Consider the following 16,878-nt stretch of genomic DNA (forward strand, 5'->3'; position numbering starts at 1 on the left):
ATTCTAACAATGTATGCGCTTTCCTAAAAGGAAGGCTTTATCGTATAATTCAAAAATAGAGGAGCGAACTTGTTATGAACAAAGGAAAATGGGGATCTATTCTAGCCGTTTCTATGTGTGCTATCATGCTTGCTAGCTGCAGTTCTAATACGAAAGAAACGATCGATAGCACCAATTCGGGAGGCAGCGCCGCCGAAGGGCCTAAGTATACGTTCCGTCTGGCAGATACACATCCGGAGGGTTATCCGACAGTAGTAGGCGACCGGAAGTTTGCTGAGTTGGTGAATGAAAAATCCGGTGGCCGCATTAAAGTGGAAGTATTCCCTTCGTCTCAGCTGGGTGAAGAGAAAGCGGTTATCGAGCAGGTGCAGCTCGGTGCAATTGAGCTTACGCGTGTCAGCACAGGTGCGCTTGGCGGATTCAACAAGGAATACGAAGTATTCAGCTTGCCATATATCTTCAATAGTGATGAGCATTTGTGGAAATTCCTGGAGAGTGACAAGGGCAAAGAGCTGCTGGGCAGCCTGGAGTCTTCTCGCATGAAGGGTCTTGCGTATTACAGCTCCGGCGCTCGCAATTTCTACTCGACGAAGCCTCTTACCAGTATTAAAGATATGAAGGGTCTTAAGGTGCGAGTCATTCAGAATAAAGTGAACATCGATCTGATGGAAGCACTTGGAGCCAATGCAACACCGATGGCTTATGGTGAGGTATTTGGCGCTTTGCAGACGGGTGTCATCGATGCCGCAGAAAACAATTACCCAAGCTATGATACGTCCAACCACTATCAACAGGCCAAAAACTTGATTCTTGATGAGCATCAGCGGGTACCGGAAGTGCTGCTTGTCAGCAAGATTACTTGGGATAAACTTTCCGATGCGGATAAAAAGATTATGAGCGAAGCCGCGCAGGAGTCAGTAGCGACACAACGCGCGGAATGGGATCGATTCGAGAAGCAGTCGGAAGAGAAAATTAAGGCAGCTGGTGTCACTATTACCGAGGTAACTGATTTTACACCTTGGAAAGAAGCGGTGAAGCCGGTCATTGAGAAGTACCGAGCCGATTATAGCGATATTCTGGACGCGATTGAGAAAGCCGAATAAACAATGAAGAGAGGCTGACTCCCGGTTTCCTTCTGATAGGTTTGATTTGGCGACGCGTCAATTCAGGGGGGGACCGGGTATGCGTCTGAAACAAGCTTACCGATTAGGGCAGGCACTGCATAAACTGCTGTTTTTGAAAGACCGGCCGCTTGCGGTCAAGCTGCTTGTGTTCTTGGCCTTGCTTGTTGTTGTGCCTTTGACGGTTGTGGGGCTGATCTCTTATAGCAATTCGTCAGCGAGTCTGAAGGATGCTGCCAGCCGCAGCAGCTGGCAAATTATTGAGCAGGTGAAATCGCATATTGAATATTACATCCGTGATTTCGAGATCGATTCCATTAAGCTGCTCAATCAGCCTGAGATGAAGACCATGCTTTTGGCAGACAGCACGGATGAGCTCCAAACCTTTCGTCCGTCCATTATGCAGCATTTCAAGGATATTGCTTATTCACGCCCGGATATTTCCCGAATTACATTGCTGGTAGAGAATAGAGCTGTCTTTGATACCGGGAACGATATGGATATGCAGCTTGCTGCCAAGCTGGAGCAGGAGACTTGGTATGATACCGTTCCAATGAACGGTGATATTAAGCTGATCAGTCGTCTGTCCAGCCGAGGTGGTAGTGCTGCAGAGCCCGTCATTTCGATCGTAAAGCGAATTATTGATTCCAGGACGCTGGAGCCGGTAGGCATGTTAATTATGGATATCAACTTCAAACGGATTCAGGAAATCGCCTATAACGTCACCGTTGGCCGCTCGGGCTATATGGCGATTATAGACGAGAATGGGCAGTACATTTATCACCCGGACCCGTCCATGATTGGCAGCAAGGCCGAATTTCGCTACGCGGATTGGATGCTGCAGCAGGATGATGGTTATTTCCAAAGCGGGAAAGGACCGTTTTATACGTTTAACCGCTCCTCCTATTTGAATTGGCATCTGGTAACGGTTATGCCTAACGAGGAGCTTAATCGGGGCGTCGCTTATATTGGGCGTACGATTTTGCTTACTGTATTAATTACTTTGGTTATGGCTTATTTGCTGGCAGCTGCCTTTGCTGCTAGTATCGTTGCTCCGATTCGTAAGCTGCAGTTTTTCATGAAGCGGGTGAAGGATGGCAATTTCGCGGAGCGGGCAAAGGTCGAGTCGAAAGACGAGATTGGTATTCTAACCAATGACTTCAACCAGATGGTCGAGAAGGTGGAACAGCTGATGAAGGAGGTCTACACCTCTGAGCTGCGGGAAGCAGATCTGTCGCTTAGGCAAAAGGAAATGGAGCTGAAGGTGCTCCAATCGCAGGTGAATCCACATTTTCTATACAATGCGCTGGAAACGGTGCGTGGTATGGCGCTTGAACAAGGGATAACGGATATTTCCAAGCTTGTGACCTCACTTGCGAAGATGCTCCGCTACAACTTGAGTCATGCTTCTCCAATTGTGACGCTTCGTGAAGAGTTGGCCATTTGCTGCATGTATCTGGATATCCAGAAGTTCCGTTTCGAGGAAAAGCTGCATTACCGCATTCATGTTCCAGATGAGGCGCTTGAACAATACATTCCCAAGTTCTCGCTGCAGCCGCTTGTTGAGAATTGCGTCATTCATGGCACGGAAACGGGCACTTCCAGAGTGATGATTACGATATCCGCTGAATTGAATGGTTCCGATTATAAGGTTACGGTGGCTGATACGGGATCAGGTATAAAGCCTGATCGTTTAAAACTTATCGAGCGGGACTTACAGGAGAAGGAGCTGTCGACCGACGGGGCACATATCGGCATTATTAACGTCCACCGCCGCATGATGCATTTGTTTGGGGAACGGTACGGCTTACGCCTTACAAGCCAAGCGGGGACAGGGACTACCGTTACGATTACTTTGCCGCTGAAGGAGGCATGCAGCCATGACGCAATCTCCGTATAAAGTATTGGTGGTGGAGGATGAACGTTGGGTAAGAGTTGTTCTGCGGGAGGTTCTCCGCGAGACAGAGCTGCCTTTTCAAATTGTACAGGAGTGTACCAATGGCCTCGAAGCCTTGGACTGGCTGCAAGGACATACGGTCGATATGGTGCTGGCTGATGTTAAGATGCCTGTTATGGATGGTGTCTCCTTTATCGAACGGCTTGCCGATTTAAAGAATAGACCTCCTGTTGTTTTCATAAGCGGCTACGATGATTTTCATGCCGCACGCAAGGCGCTTCGATGCGGAGTGATTGATTATTTGATGAAGCCGGTCGAGGTTGAAGAGATGGCGAAGACGCTTGGCAAATGGATGGAGGAGCAGGAACGGAAGCAGGAGGCTTCGCAGGGCTCTAGCGCCTTAGGCATGGAAGAAGGCAAAAGCGAAATAATAGAGCGGGTACTTCAGCTGATTCACGAGCGTCCCGGACATGTCAGCCTAACTGAGCTTGCAGCCCAGGTTCATATGAATGCGAGTTATTTAAGCCAATATTTTAAGCAGCATACCGGTCGGAATTTTACCGATTACGTTGCTGGCCTTCGGATGGAAGAGGCGAAGATGCTTGTCGCTCGCACCTCGCTCCGTATTTCGGAAATTGCGGAGAGGCTAGGGTACAGTGACATTGCTTATTTCAGCAGCACATTCAAAAGAACAACCGGAAAAAGCCCGCTTGATTTCCGCAAGCAGGAGCTATTGCAGCGGAGCATCTTATGAGCTCAGCTCAATCGAACTTGGACGGCGGCACGTTATAGTATTTTTTGAAAGCTTTTGAGAACGTAAATGGATCAGGATAACCAAGAAAGCCCGCGATTTGTTGGACCGTGTATTTCTTTTGGTAGAGATAATCGCGGGCTTGGTTCATCTTGATCTGATAGATATATTGCCCCGGCGTAATGCCGAGGGCTTTTTTGAAATATGAGATAAAATATTTCTCCGAGATTCCCGCAAGTGCGGCAAGCTCACTCATCTTGATTGATTTGTTCAAATGGTCATAGATGTATTGGAAGATTGGCTGTAAAACATCGAGTGAGCCTTCTGATTTCCTCAGCTTTCTGCCGTTTAGGAAAGAGCCGGTGTAATGGCCGTGTCCGTGGAGTTCAATGATTTTGGCAATAACGGCTAATAGGCTGGCCTTCAGATATAGGCGGTTCCCCGAATGCTGCTTCTCCATTTGAGTAAATGATTTGTTAAACAGATCAGCTTCCTCGGATATGAATGCGTAAGGGATAATTCCTGATAACTGATAGTCATTCAAGATCCGCTGCTGCGCACCAATTCCATAATCAAAATGAACATAGACCAGATGGCATCCCTCCTCGGAGGAGGCTATATAGGGAATATGGGGGTAAAAGAAGATGACATCGCCCTCTCTCGCCGTATGTTCAATACCTGCGATTTGAATCTTGGCAGTCCCGGATTGAATAAACCAAATATCATAATCGGTGTGTGCCTTATGCTCAATCCAATCTCCGCTATGTTCTTCCCCTCGACATGATTTCATGCGCAGCGTAATAAATTCAGACAGCTCGTTAAATAGTTCCATGTCTATGTCTGGCATGTAAGTGTTCCTCCACTATTAGACATCGGTTGCTTTCGTTCATTATATCAGCGGGTTTTAAGCCCATCAATCTTCTTACTATTTGACATGTTTGTGGAACTATCGCATATTCTGCTTTCTGTAGGCTTCTCTATAATGAGGGTATATCCGAAATAGGAGGGCTTAATGTGAGCGATTCGAAAGTGTTGCAGCCAAAAGTAGTAGTTATCGGAGCAGGCAGTTTGTTTTTCGGCCGTCAGTCGATTTGGCAGATGGTTCATTCCCCTTATTTGAACAACGGGACTTTAACTCTAGTGGATACAAACGAAGAAAAGCTGGCTAAATTGGTTAAGCTCGCTGAGATGGTAGCGCGTGAGAATCAGGTGCCTCTGAAGATAGAAGGGTCAACGAATCGAAGAGATGTACTGAAGGGGGCAGACTTTGTTGTCCTCAGCTTTGCGGAAGATACAGTGAAGTATCGCGGCATCGATTGTGAGATTTCCTTGAAATACGGCATTCGCATGTGCTCAGGTGATACGATTGGTCCTGGCGGGATTTTCCGAGCAATGAGAGAATTACCGGTCATTATGGAATGTGCAAAAGATATCGAAGAGTTATGTCCGGATGCCTGGGTGATCAATTATATTAATCCTTCTACTGTTCATGGGATGGCTCTGAGCCGCTATGCGCCAAACCTGAAGACGTTTGCGCTTTGCGACAGCCATCATATGCCTCATAAAAAAGCCTACTACGCGGTTCGAGCGGGCATTATTCAAGACCCAAGTGAGTTTACAGAGGAGATCGACCGTAAATTCGACTTCCGTATAGCCGGGGTTAATCATTTCACTTGGCTGCTAAAGGCGGAATATGACGGGAAGGACTTCATGGCCACGATCGCCGCTTCGCTTAAGAAATCAGCAGGGACGGAAAACAATGGCGGAGATACAGGTGCCAAGGCGCTTCATAACGATGCTATTAGCTACGAGCTTTATGATATTTTCGGCATTATTCCGACCTGTACGGCGCACACCAAAGAATACGTCAGATACTGGCAGGGGCTTGGCGTGACGAAGGATGCGATTCCGCCATTATCGATCTGGGAGACGGAGGATCGCTACAAGCGTCATGAGGAAATGTGGCAGCAGGTCGATGACTTTATTTCCGGGAAGCTCCCTATTAACAGCTATATGGGAAGCTTTGGTCCCGATCATGCGACGGATATTATTGAGAATATGGTTGGGAACCTGGGCAAAAGATTCTTCATTAACACACTCAATAGCGGCGCTGTAACGAACATGAATGATGATTCTTTCCTGGAGCTGTTGAGTGAGGTCAGCATGGATGGCATTAAGCCGCTTCATGTAGGAGAGATGCCGCGTGGTATTCGCGGGATGCAGGAGCTTGTACTCGATACGCATGAACTGACAGCTGAAGCGGTTGTGGAACAGAGCTTCATCAAGCTGCGCAGAGCGATGATGACCGACCCGCTTGTGAATTCCATCCATGATGCAGACATGATTATTAAGGAGCTCCTAGAGCAGGAGCAAGAGAGAATTCCAAAAGACTGGTACCAATAATAGATAAGCCCGGCCTTCCAGATGGAAAGCCGGGCTCTTTCATTCGGAAATCGGATAACTTGGCAGAAAAAAGTCTATTGTGTCTTCTTTAAGACACGGCTTATAGTCCAGGTAGAACGTATTGAACAGGACATATAAGGAAGGGACGAATTCACGGCATGAGTATGAAAGAAATTCAAGCAAGAGGGCTCGTCATTGATCCTCGCACACGGGCCTTTTTGGAGCCAACACGACTGATCTGGACCTCCGGCTGCGATGAAACTTCTGAGGTTATTCATCCAGAGGGACTGCTGGGCGGGAATGGCTGGCAAGTGACGAAGGAAGCGCCAAATGCGTGTCTTCTTCGTCATAAAGGAGAGTCGCCGGGCGTTCTGCTAGACTTTGGGACGGAGCTGCATGGTGGGGTCCGGATTGCAGTTGTAGAGGGGCGTACTCCAGAGCGTAAACGGAGCATACGTATGCGGGTCCGGTTCGGGGAATCGGCTATGGAGGCGATGAGCGAACTAGGCGGCCCAACAAATGCGACTAATGATCATGTGTCCCGCGACAGTATCGTGGATGTTAGTCTGCTTGGCGGAGCCGAGTTCGGTACAACCGGGTTCCGTTTCGTGCGCCTTGATCTGCTTGATGAAGGAGAGATCGAACTTCAGAGCGTCCAGGCTGTGTTTGTGTACCGGGAGATAGAATACAAGGGAAGCTTCCGCTGCAGCGATCCTTTGCTGGAGAAGATCTGGGAGACGGGGGCTTACACCGTCCACTTGAACATGCAGGATTATCTGTGGGACGGCATTAAGCGGGACCGAATGGTTTGGACCGGTGATATGCATCCTGAAGTTGCTACCATCAGCACTGTTTTCGGAGAGCACGAGATCGTTCCGCAAAGCATGGATTTCAAGCGGAACCGTTCTCCACTGCCGATGTTAATGGATATGCCAACTTATTCAATCTGGTGGCTGCTCGTTCAGCATGACTGGTATATGCAGCATGGGAACGAGGCTTATCTGTTAGAACAACGTGATTATATTAGTGGACTATTGCGTGAGCTGATTGGCAAAGTGGAACCGGATGGCACGATTAACGTCTTTCGTCCGTTCCTCGATTGGCCGGCTTCTTCTAATCCGGCTGGCGTAACTGCTGGAGTCCATGCCCTATTCGTGCTTGGGATGCAAGCAGGGGCAATGCTTTGCCGGCTATTTGGCGAAGAAGAGACTGCTGAGCAATGCGAAGCACTGGAACGGCGCCTGCAAGAGAATATTCCGCATCATGCAGATAGTAAGCAGGCAGCCGCATTGCAGGCACTTGCTGGACTGATGGATCCTGTTGCCGCTAACCGGGATGTTATTGCACCTCATGCACCAAGCGGTTATTCGACTTTCTATGGCTATTACATGCTTCGCGCCCGAGCAGAAGCGGGAGATATAACGGGAAGTCTAAACAGCATTCGCGCTTATTGGGGCGGTATGCTTGAGCTTGGAGCTACAACGTTCTGGGAAGATTTCGACATGGCGTGGATGGAGGGGGCGGCTAGGATTGATGAGTTGACACCTCCAGGCAAAATCGATGTTCACGGTACATACGGCGGCTATTGCTATAAGGGCTACCGGCATAGCCTCTGTCATGGCTGGGCATCAGGACCAACGGCGTGGCTGTCGGAATATGTACTGGGTGTTAGCCCCCTCGAGCCTGGATTCCGCAAGGTTAGAATTCGTCCACACTTGGCCGATCTAGCGTGGGTGGAAGGGACTTATCCAACGCCACATGGCCTCATCCATGTTCGGCATGAGCGGGAGGCGGATGGCCGCGTCCGGACGGAATATATGGTGCCGTCTGGAGTGATTGTGGTTACAGATTAGATTTACAGGTTAGCTCAGCAGCATGATTTCTTGCTCGTACACTGGATACCATCCATTATATTTATACCGTGTAGCTGCTTAACTATCTTTATACTGGATTCTATCCAGTATAATAGAACCCTTTAAGCGGTTACTCCGATGAAATAGTTCATTTTACTGTATGAAATCCAATGTAATCAAGAGTGTTACGCCCACGGGAAAATTACGTTGGATAGAATCCAGCGCAGCACTCGCTTACGCCAAAAGGCGGTGCAGGATCATTCTCCTGCACCGCCTTTTTAATTAGCTACCCAGTACCTTAACCTCCCATAAGGTAGGTGTATACCAGTTGCTCGGATTGTTCCAAAGTACTGCATTAACGAGCTGGATCCTAATATAACGAGCGGAGATATTTAAGCTATCAGTGGTGAAGCCGTAGGTTGTATTCGACGTTCGGTCGATGGTTGTATAGCTTGTGCCGTTGGTGCTGTATTCAATTTTATACTGGTGATAGCCTTCCGAGCCTTTTACCATATACCAGGAAATATCGATTTCCTTGACGGTCTTGGTCGAGCCTAGATCGACCTGCCACCAGGATGGCCAGGTTGCGGCGGATGCTTTCCAGCTCGTTTGATAATTGCCGTCATTGGCATTGCTTGCCGCATAGCCGGAGGCTGATGTGCTGGCGGTTGCGGTCTTGCCTTGAGACAGATTCGTTAGAGTGGACGGATAGGTGACCGAACCGGTTGCTGCATCAAGATTCCAGCTGCTGTACCATTCCAGGGATGCCGTCCCACTTGAGCCGTTTAAGGTAAGCGGAAGCCAGATATACCGGGAGGTTCCAAGTGCACTGGAATTCCACCGGTCTGCCATGTACAGATACGATGTTGTAGAGGTTCCCTGAATAGGCAGGACAAAAGTAGATTGTGTCGCAAAGGTAGAAGTGTTGCCTAAAGGTGCAACCGCTGTCCAAGGACCCGCCATTGAGGTTGCGGTTGAGTAGCCGCCCTGGTTCGGATACCAGCCGGAAGCCTGAGAAGTGATTAAGAAGTATTTGCCGCCCTGTTTCACGACAGCGGGTGCTTCTCTGTAGCCGTTATCTGAATACCATGTCTTGAACGAAGCAACGCTCAAGTAGTCGGAGCTCAGCTGGAAGATCGCCATTGTATCATTAGCGCCGCCGTTTTTGTTGGAAGCAGATACGAGGTAGGCTGTTCCGTCGTCATCCTTGAAGACGGTAAGATCACGGGACTCATAATTCATCGGACGGAAGCTGCCGTGATATGTATAGCTACCGCAGACGGAGCTGCTCGATGCAACGGCTACTCTGCCAAGGCTGTAGTCGGTGCCATTCTCATAATGCATCCACATGACATATTTGCCAGTTGTGGAATTGTAGATGACCTTTGGTCGTTCGATTTTGCTCGAAGCGAGCTCAGCAGCGGAAGTAGTCTTAAGCGGATAGCTGACCCATGCCCAGTTCTTCAGGTCAGTGGAGGAGTAACAGACCACATTCGAGAAGTTGGCCGAATTGTTCAGCTTATCTTCACCAATCCAATAATAGGTGGAGCCGACCTTAATAATACTTCCTCCGTGGGCTTGAATGGATCCGCCTGTTGTATCATTCCATACTGGACCATTCGTAATAGTAACGCTTGCAGCATTACTCACGTTAGGCAGTGCAGTAAGAAACAAGGCTAACAGTAAAGCAACACTAATAAATAGCTTCGAAACACAGTGAACTTGAGTCATCTTCTAACAGCCTCCGCTCTAATAGGGTTTTCTTCCTATCGGTTACACAAGAATCATGAAACCCGTTTCATCACTCCCTTCAGCAAGTCAAGACGGTAATTGCACGCCGACCAACTCTAATATTCTACAAGCGCTTTCATGGATTATGACTAGTTCATTTGGATTGTTTTTGAGAATCGAAACAGATAGAAGAAGGTCGAAGTTACACACATCCTCTAGGCAAAAGTTGTCGTTCCAACAGTACCTTATTTCGACTATTAATCTAGAAAAATATCGAAAATTGTATGGACGATTTAAGCAGGATAATAGATTCAAGCATCCAACTCCCAGCCGGAGCTGCTGTTGTGCAAGAGTAGACAGATATAAGATAGGATACACAATAAGACCCTGCTAGGGTCTTATTGTGCATTGGGGCAGCTGAGTATTGGGGGATAAGACCCTGGCAGGGTCTTATAAGTCGGTGAGCAGTGGCATAACATGCGATAGTGGCTGTTTCTAGAAGCAATAAGACCCTGACAGGGTCTTATTGTGTGTTGTGGTAGCGTAGATCAGCGGGATAAGACCCTGTCAGGGTCTTATAAGTTGCTGCAAACTATAAGCGAAGTGCAGCCTCGTTCAGTTCAAGCCGGAAACCTTTCACGAGCACCTCTCCACTATATAAATCCGTCTCGTAAGCACGTTCGAAGCCCAAGCGCTCGTACAGTCGAACGGCGGAAGCCATCATATCGGAAGTATGTAGATTAAGTCTTCCAGCGCCAATCGAATGTGTGCGCTTGATCGCTTCCCGAATAAGAAGTGTTGCAATTCCTTTTCCTCTGGCTTCGGGGGAGACAGCTAAGTATCGTATGATCGGGTTATGAATGCCCAGCTCCGGCTGACCGTATGCTTCTTCTGAGGAGGCAAACAGCTGGAAGCTTCCAATGATGTCGCCCTTCGATACGGCCACGATTCTGGCGATCGGCTTCCCTTCATAGAATGATGCTCGAAGTCCTGATTCATATTGCTCCCATACTGGTCCAGGGAGTACCTCTGCGTATTGTCTATAGGCACTCACTAAGCTTTCAATAAAAGATACATGGTCGTCTTCTGTAGCATCACGGATAACAATTTCGTCTGTGCTCATTGTAGATACACTCCTTATTTGAATTTATTTACAATAAGTATATTCCCTAATTCCGATTAATCCTATATGATAAAAATAATTTAAAATGATGTATAGAGAAAGTCTATAGATTAGCAGGAGGGATTCGTCTATGAATATCGAGAACATTGAAGCCTTTGTATATGTCAATCACTATGGCAGCTTTAATAAAGCAGCGGAGGTGCTCTTCTTGTCACAGCCTTCTGTTACCGCACGCATACAGACACTTGAGAGGGAGCTTGACTGCAAGCTCTTTGATCGGCTTGGCAAGCAAATTATGCTGACGGAGAAGGGCAAGCAGTTTCTCCCTTACGCCCAGCAGATTCTTCAGACGATTCAAAAAGGCCGTCTCCATCTACAGGAGAAGGGAGCCCGTCCTCAAGAGATTCGGATCGGGAGCACCGTGTCGGTCTCCAATTATTTAATTCCCGATCTACTCCCGCGATTACAGCGGTTATTCCCTCGGTTGACGTTCAAATTAACGACGGCACCTTCGGATGATTTGGTCAAAAAGCTGCTTGATCGGGAGATCGATATTGCTTTTGTCAGAAAGCTGGCCCATCCATCCGTGCAGTCGTATCCGTATTACGATGATCCGATTCGGCTATATGTCTACGAGGGGCATCCGTTTGCGGCGGAGGGGAAAGTATCTATTGAGGCCATCCATGATCAGCCGCTTGTTTTCTTTGAATGCGGGTCGCTGGATTGGCTGCGTCTGCACCGTGTATTCGAGCATCTGGAGCAGCCTCCCCATATCGTCTTCCATGCGGATAATTCCGAGACGGCCAAGAAGCTGGTGCTGCAGAAGGCAGGCATCTGCTTCCTTCCGGGCTTATGCGCGAAGGAGGAAGTAAGCAAGGGCCAACTTATTCCGATCGAGATTGAGGAGACGAAGGGGATCTCTCTTCAGACGAATCTGATTGCCCTGACTGGCGAGAATGAAGAGTTTATTCAAGCTTTGCTGCCTAAGGATAACTTAAGCTTTTACAGCATTTAGAATGTCTTGATACAGCCTATACACCAAACCGGGATAATCAATCGATCGATAGAGAAAGTCTATTAGCGCGTGGGCTAAGTAGATGATACATTTATATAAACTTAATCCTTACTAAGTTTATAGGAATTATGTAATTAGACGACTGAGGGGTGGAAAACATGAGTGAATTGTTTAGGCAAGCTGGTGTAGAGGATGCAGAGCGTCTGCGTGAAGTAACCTATGAAGCCTATTCGCTCATTCGGGAGCTGGAGCTGAAATGGCCTGCTGCCAATGCCGATCTGGATCAAATACGAGACAACATTATACAAAATGAGTGTTATGTGCTGGAAGCGGACGGAACGATCGTTGCAACCATTACTTTATCGAAGACAGATGAAGTAAAGGCGATTACGGATTTGCCTTTTATCAAATGGTTTGCCGTTCATCCTAGCGAGCAAGGCAAAGGGTACGGAGATAAGCTGCTCACTTGGGTCGAGAATACGATTATCCGCGATAAAGAAGGCGCACCTGGAGTGACACTTGGTACGGCCGAGAAACATCCTTGGCTGCTTCCGATGTACCAGCGCAGGGGTTATGAAAGCATCAAATCCTTTGATGCTGGCAATGGTGACGGGCCCATGCATCTGCTTCGCAAGATTGTAGACCCGCTGAAATTCGAGCAAACAAGCGGAGAGCAAGCCGCAGCCAATTAATGCCCGGCAATACCGGGGAAAGACCTAACAATAAACGAAGAATAGACGGGGGTATATCCATATGAAGAAAAAAGCACTAGTCGTTACAGCAGCATTATCGTTAGTTCTGGTGGCTGCTGGATGCGGCTCCAATAATAAATCGAATAACAGCAGCGAGGAAAAAAACACAAATAAAGCGGCTGCTAATGTAACGGCATCAAGCAATACTGGCGGTAAAGTAACGAAAATCGTCGTTGGCACAGGTACAGCGTTCCCGAAAGTATGCTTTATTGATGAAAATGGGAAGCTGACTGGTTTTGACGTTGAGCTCATTAAAGAGATCGACAACCGTCTGCCGCAATACGAATTCGATTTGCAGACGATGGATTTCGCGAACCTGCTTCTGAGCTTGGACACGAACAAGATTGATCTCGTCGCTCATGAGATGGAGAAAAATCCGGAGCGTGAAGAGAAGTATCTGTTCAACACAGAGCCGTACGCTCACTGGAGAAATAAAATTGTTGTTCCACAAGATAATGATACCATCCATTCGCTTGACGACTTGGCAGGTAAAAAAGTGCTGGTTGGTGCGACAAGCGCACAAGCGCAAATTCTTGAGAATTATAACAAAGATCATGACAAGAAGATCAATATCGTGTACCAGAACGGTGCAGCCAACGATACGGTCAGCCAACTTACAACAGGCCGCGTAGATGCTACATTAGCCGCAGACTTTACGCTGTCGCTGGTTGACCCGCAAACCAAGCTGAAGACAACAGGTGATGACCTGTCGGATGCAGATATCCTGTTCATGTTCCGCAAGAACGACCCGGCATCTCAAGAGCTGTCTGATGCAGTTGACGTTGCTTTGAAGGAGCTTAAAGCAGACGGTACCCTTGGCAAATTGAGCACGGAATGGCTGGGCGGCGACTTTACCGCAGACAGCACGAAATAGCATTGTGATTTGAACAGTAATGAGAGGTGAGACGGCAAGATGGAATATGGCTTCGATATTAACTATGTAATTGATTTTATTCCCAAACTGCTGAGTACGTTGAATATTACGCTGTTGATCGTGGCAGGGGCTATCGGACTGGGACTGCTTGTTGGTTTTCTGGTGGCTCTGCCTCGCCTCTATCACGTACCGGTGCTTAAGAATGTATCGATGGTGTACGTATCCTTCTTCCGGGGCACGCCGATTCTCATTCAGCTGTTCCTGTTCTATTATGGTCTACCAGAAATTTTGAAGCTGATCAGTATTGATATTTCGAAACTGTCCGTTATTTATTTTGTCATTCTGACGTTTGGACTCAATGTAGGTGCCTTTGTATCGGAGACCATCCGGGCAGCTGTACTTGCTGTTAACAAGGGGCAAGTGGAAGCCGCATATTCCATCGGTATGACTGGATATCAGGCGTTTACCCGGATTGTACTGCCGCAGGCAATAGGGATTGCCGTTCCTGTATTCGGTAATCTGGTTATCGCTATGCTGAAGGATACATCGCTGGCCTTTACGCTTGGCGTGATGGAGATGACGGGCAAAGCACAAACGCTTGGCTCGCTTTCTCAGCATTTTATCGAAACGTACATTGCACTGGCCCTTATCTATCTCGTTATGAGTATTACACTGGAGCGTCTCATGCTTATTGCAGAACGCAGATTGTCACGCCATTTGCGCCGTGATTCCGGCGAGAAGAACCGATTCTTTGCCCGAAAGCGCAAACGTGTTACGTTAGGTCGTTTAACCCGTGAACTCAAGCTGGACAACAAGGAGGTGCCTCGTTATGAAGCTTGATCCATCCTTTATTTGGACCGCTTTCCTGCAGTTATGGTCTGCGGTTCCGACTACACTGCTGATTACTCTAGTGTCTGTACTTGTCGGGTTCGTCATTGGTACCATAACAGCACTCTCCCGAATCTACCGGATTCCAGTGTTGTCTCAGCTGTCGAGCGCTTATGTAACCTTCATCCGAGGAACACCGATGCTGACGCATCTGCTGCTTATCTATTTTGGTCTTCCGATGGTTGTGGACGGTCTCTCTGATCAATTTGGCCTTGGATGGAATTCCGCCAAAATTCCGATGATCGGTTTTGCATACATCTCATTTTCCATTACGGCAGGCGCTTATCTGTCAGAAGTTATACGTGCTGGTCTGCTTTCCGTTGAACGCGGCCAGATGGAAGCGGCTTGGTCTATTGGGATGACAACACCACAGGCACTGCGGCGAATAGTATTCCCGCAAGCACTTGCTGCCAGCCTTCCGAATCTGTCCAACTCGGTTATTGGTATGCTGCACGCATCAACTCTTGCTTTCACCGTTTCGGTCGTTGATTTGAATGCGAAAGCGCAAATCGTGGCTTCAACGAATTGGAAGTTCTTCGAGGCTTATATAGCAGCGGCACTCATTTTCTGGGGACTGACAATCTGTATTGAACGAATGACCGGCTTCATCGAGCGAAGAATCAACGTGTACAGCAAGGGAGGAGTAGCATGATTAAGCTAACTGGTATTCGTAAATCTTTTGGACGCAATGAGGTGCTCCAAGGTATTGATCTTACAGTCAATAAGGGCGAGGTTGTTGCGATCCTGGGGCCAAGCGGCTCCGGCAAAACAACACTGCTGCGCTGCATCAATTATTTGGAGAAGCCAAGCGAAGGTGAAATTGAGATCGGCGAGTTTACGCTGGACTGCAAGCATGCCGGCAAGAAAGATATATACGCCCTTCGTCAGCGTTCTGCTATGGTCTTCCAACAATACAATCTGTTCAGCCATAAAACGGCACTTGAGAACGTAATTGAAGGGCTGATTGTGGTTAAGAAAATAGGCAAGGAAGAAGCACGTAAACGTGGCATTGAACTGCTCGAGAAGGTAGGTCTCGGTGCCAAGCTGGACGCTTATCCGAGCCAACTGTCGGGTGGACAGCAGCAGCGTGTTGGTATTGCAAGAGCGCTTGCGCTTGAGCCTGAGGTTCTGTTGTTCGATGAGCCTACTTCAGCACTTGACCCTGAGTTGGTTGGCGAAGTGCTGGCTGTTATCCGCAGGATTGCCAAGGAAGGCATTACGATGATTATCGTCACACACGAAATGAGCTTTGCTCAAGATGTTGCGAATCACGTTGTCTTTATGGACGGCGGCGTTGTGGTTGAAGAGGGTAATCCGACCGAACTGTTCGGTAATCCGAAGGAAGAACGGACCAAACAGTTTCTCAAACGATATTCGCCAGAATTCAGTTATTCGATCTAGCGCAAGACTCTCACGAACAGCTTAATCCAAGTCATTCTTTTTAGGAGGCATATCTCATGTCCATTACAATAAGCATTTTGGATCAAAGTCCAGTTTATCCAGGGGAGAGCACAGCGGAAGCATTCGCCCATACGGTAGCACTGGCGCAAAAAGCAGAAGCCCTTGGGTTCCACCGCTTCTGGGTATCGGAGCATCATGATTCCGAGTATGTAGCCGGGTCTTCACCGGAGGTACTCATCTCCTATTTGCTCGCTCGTACGAATAAGATCCGCATCGGCTCCGGCGGCATTATGCTGCAGCATTACAGCCCTTATAAAGTAGCGGAAAACTTTCATGTTCTCTCTTCCCTTGAACCGGGTCGGGTTGATCTTGGCGTTGGCCGTGCTCCTGGCGGATTGCCGCGCAGCACACAAGCGCTTCAGCGGGACATTGCAAATCCGAGGTCGCTTACGGATAAAATCATCGAACTTCGCGGATATGTAGAGGGACGCACCGAAGAGGAAGGGCCGCTTGCGGGATTAAAAGCAAGTCCTGTTCCAGCTGTTGCACCAGAGCTGTATGTGCTGGGGGCATCTGCTGATAGTGCAGAGCTGGCTGCAAGTCTAGGCTTGCCTTATGTGTTCTCCTTGTTTATCGGTGGAGACGAGCAGGCGGCGATAGATTCGGTCATTAAATACAAGAATGAGTTCAACTACGAACTTGGTACATCTCCTCAAGCGATTCTAGCCTTATCTGCTATTGTAGCGGATACGGATGAAGAAGCGATTAGCTTGATACCACCACAAAAGCTGGTGAAGGTGCATCTGGCGAGCGGCCGTAAGGTTACTCTTGGTACGATCGAGCAAGCAGAAGCTTACGGTCAGCAGTCCGGCGAGTCTTATACGATTGAAGAGAAGGAACCTCTTATTACGGCAGGCACTAAGGAATTGGTACGCAGCAAGCTGCTTGCTCTGCAGGAGGCAACAGGCGTAGATGAGTTTATTGTGACTACGAATATTGCACCGTTTGAGAAACGGATTCGCTCTTATGAGCTGCTGAGCGAGGCATTCGCAGAAGTAACGGCTTAGGA

General features: G+C 48.2%; 15 protein-coding genes. 12 read left to right on the forward strand and 3 right to left on the reverse strand.

What is annotated here, in order from left to right:
- The first annotated feature begins 74 nt into the window (after window positions 1-74).
- The 3 genes from FHS17_RS15120 (at window position 75) to FHS17_RS15130 (ending at window position 3,772) form a co-directional block, all read left to right on the forward strand.
- Complete coding sequence (locus tag FHS17_RS15120) at window positions 75-1,103, forward strand: TRAP transporter substrate-binding protein (RefSeq protein ID WP_167279236.1); 1,029 nt, start codon at window positions 75-77, stop codon at window positions 1,101-1,103.
- Between the two features lie 79 nt (window positions 1,104-1,182).
- Window positions 1,183-3,021 carry a sensor histidine kinase gene (locus FHS17_RS15125; RefSeq protein ID WP_167279237.1) on the forward strand — a complete coding sequence of 613 codons (1,839 nt, stop codon included), beginning with the start codon at window positions 1,183-1,185 and terminating at the stop codon, window positions 3,019-3,021.
- A complete protein-coding gene (locus FHS17_RS15130; protein WP_167279238.1) occupies window positions 3,002-3,772 on the forward strand; it encodes a response regulator transcription factor in 771 nt (256 codons plus the stop codon). Before FHS17_RS15125 ends, FHS17_RS15130 begins: the two co-directional genes overlap by 20 nt.
- A 7-nt stretch (window positions 3,773-3,779) precedes the next feature.
- Here FHS17_RS15130 and FHS17_RS15135 read toward each other — a convergent pair whose 3' ends face one another.
- Complete coding sequence (locus FHS17_RS15135; protein ID WP_167279239.1) at window positions 3,780-4,616, reverse strand: helix-turn-helix transcriptional regulator; 837 nt, start codon at window positions 4,614-4,616, stop codon at window positions 3,780-3,782.
- 167 nt (window positions 4,617-4,783) lie between these two features.
- Here FHS17_RS15135 and FHS17_RS15140 point away from each other — a divergent pair, with 167 nt between their 5' ends.
- The gene (locus tag FHS17_RS15140; protein WP_167279240.1) at window positions 4,784-6,172 is read left to right on the forward strand and encodes a family 4 glycosyl hydrolase; all 1,389 of its coding nucleotides are present in this window, start codon (window positions 4,784-4,786) and stop codon (window positions 6,170-6,172) included.
- Window positions 6,173-6,330: 158 nt separating this feature from the next.
- Complete coding sequence (locus FHS17_RS15145; protein WP_167279241.1) at window positions 6,331-8,025, forward strand: alpha-L-rhamnosidase-related protein; 1,695 nt, start codon at window positions 6,331-6,333, stop codon at window positions 8,023-8,025.
- Between the two features lie 282 nt (window positions 8,026-8,307).
- Here FHS17_RS15145 and FHS17_RS15150 read toward each other — a convergent pair whose 3' ends face one another.
- Window positions 8,308-9,756 carry a family 43 glycosylhydrolase gene (locus FHS17_RS15150; protein WP_167279242.1) on the reverse strand — a complete coding sequence of 483 codons (1,449 nt, stop codon included), beginning with the start codon at window positions 9,754-9,756 and terminating at the stop codon, window positions 8,308-8,310.
- 592 nt (window positions 9,757-10,348) lie between these two features.
- Window positions 10,349-10,879, reverse strand: coding sequence for a GNAT family N-acetyltransferase (locus tag FHS17_RS15155; RefSeq protein ID WP_167279243.1), 531 nt, complete (start codon window positions 10,877-10,879; stop codon window positions 10,349-10,351).
- Window positions 10,880-11,009: 130 nt separating this feature from the next.
- Between FHS17_RS15155 and FHS17_RS15160 the strand changes: the two genes are divergently transcribed.
- The 7 genes from FHS17_RS15160 (at window position 11,010) to FHS17_RS15190 (ending at window position 16,876) form a co-directional block, all read left to right on the forward strand.
- A complete protein-coding gene (locus tag FHS17_RS15160) occupies window positions 11,010-11,894 on the forward strand; it encodes a LysR family transcriptional regulator (protein ID WP_167279244.1) in 885 nt (294 codons plus the stop codon).
- Window positions 11,895-12,052: 158 nt separating this feature from the next.
- Window positions 12,053-12,586 carry a GNAT family N-acetyltransferase gene (locus FHS17_RS15165; protein WP_167279245.1) on the forward strand — a complete coding sequence of 178 codons (534 nt, stop codon included), beginning with the start codon at window positions 12,053-12,055 and terminating at the stop codon, window positions 12,584-12,586.
- Between the two features lie 61 nt (window positions 12,587-12,647).
- Window positions 12,648-13,520: a transporter substrate-binding domain-containing protein gene (locus FHS17_RS15170; RefSeq protein ID WP_167279246.1), complete on the forward strand. Its 873-nt coding sequence runs from the start codon at window positions 12,648-12,650 to the stop codon at window positions 13,518-13,520.
- Window positions 13,521-13,559: 39 nt separating this feature from the next.
- Window positions 13,560-14,360, forward strand: coding sequence for an amino acid ABC transporter permease (locus FHS17_RS15175; RefSeq protein ID WP_167279247.1), 801 nt, complete (start codon window positions 13,560-13,562; stop codon window positions 14,358-14,360).
- Entirely contained in the window at window positions 14,350-15,060 is a 711-nt protein-coding gene (locus FHS17_RS15180) for an amino acid ABC transporter permease (RefSeq protein ID WP_167279248.1), read from the forward strand. The genes FHS17_RS15175 and FHS17_RS15180 overlap by 11 nt, the downstream gene beginning before the upstream one ends.
- Window positions 15,057-15,809, forward strand: coding sequence for an amino acid ABC transporter ATP-binding protein (locus FHS17_RS15185; RefSeq protein WP_167279249.1), 753 nt, complete (start codon window positions 15,057-15,059; stop codon window positions 15,807-15,809). Before FHS17_RS15180 ends, FHS17_RS15185 begins: the two co-directional genes overlap by 4 nt.
- A 56-nt stretch (window positions 15,810-15,865) precedes the next feature.
- The gene (locus tag FHS17_RS15190) at window positions 15,866-16,876 is read left to right on the forward strand and encodes an LLM class flavin-dependent oxidoreductase (RefSeq protein ID WP_167279250.1); all 1,011 of its coding nucleotides are present in this window, start codon (window positions 15,866-15,868) and stop codon (window positions 16,874-16,876) included.
- The last annotated feature ends 2 nt before the right edge of the window (window positions 16,877-16,878 follow it).

Origin of the sequence: Paenibacillus lupini, assembly GCF_011761355.1 — a bacterium.
GTDB classification, from domain to species: Bacteria; Bacillota; Bacilli; order Paenibacillales; family Paenibacillaceae; genus Pristimantibacillus; species Pristimantibacillus lupini.